At 38.5% G+C, this 885-nt stretch carries 2 protein-coding genes; one reads left to right on the top strand and one right to left on the bottom strand.

From position 1 onward, the window contains the following. Positions 1–337 (top strand): hypothetical protein (locus BO222_RS13830; protein ID WP_158024608.1); only part of this gene is annotated, 337 nt, incomplete at its 5' end. A gap of 293 nt (positions 338–630) precedes the next feature. On the opposite strand, the gene BO222_RS11280 is transcribed toward BO222_RS13830, so the two are convergent. Then, a partial coding sequence (locus tag BO222_RS11280; RefSeq protein ID WP_075817320.1) for a transposase occupies positions 631–885 on the bottom strand: 255 nt, incomplete at its 5' end.

Raw genomic sequence — 885 nt, forward strand, 5'->3', positions numbered from 1 at the left:
GGTGATGAAAGCCGAAGCAGGTGTTCCTGATAAAATCGAAGAATGGATTGATCAAAAAAGACTGAATGAACAGAAAGAAGAGGGAGAGCAGATGAGCGTTCTTAGAGAACTTTACGATAATCGTGATAGAAAGCTGGAAAATTACGATCGAATGGTTGAAAAAATCAGTATAGCAGAACAGAAAAACAATAGATTGGAACACGAACTTGGTGTCGCTCGGCAGGAAACCAGTATGGCAGAAAAGAAAGTTCGCATGATTCAGGAAGAAAAGGATCGTCAGATTCAGAAACTGCTCGAACACATCAGAAAGAATGAACCAGATTTCAAACTTAATTAAATCGTCTTCTGTCTTCCTGAATTTTTGCTTTTACAAGTTAATTACCTCTGTTAAACATGGATAGGAAATGCCTGAAGAATCTGATGGAATCCATCCAAAAGTTATCAAAGATAATAACTAAAAGTAAAGGGGCTGTTAAATTTCGACTGATTTTTCATCAGCGAGATTTACAGCCCCTTTTTCTATGCTTTTTATCTGATTCAATCCTGTTTTATGATGTGTTTTTCCGCTCAAGTCAATTTTTGAACGCACTGAAAAGAGCCAAAACTCAAAAAGACTGTTTATAATCTTTTTCAGATTTCGCTTTTCTGCTCCTTTAATTTTCCATAACGTTCGAGTTCTGGGCAACTCATCCGATTTCTGTTGTTTAATTTTCTGATATTGTGTCCCATGGCCACAATAAGCACCTCAAATTTTACGTTTTCCAGTCCCCGGCGTCTCAATCGGCTGTATCTGTAGTTTTCTTTAAGATCTCCGAAGGTTCCTTCCGCCTGAATGCTCCGGCTGACCATAATCTCATGTCCTGCATCTGAAGACATGTTCTCCCG

Origin of the sequence: Ileibacterium valens (genome assembly GCF_001945525.1) — a bacterium.
GTDB lineage: Bacteria > Bacillota_I > Bacilli_A > Erysipelotrichales > Erysipelotrichaceae > Ileibacterium > Ileibacterium valens.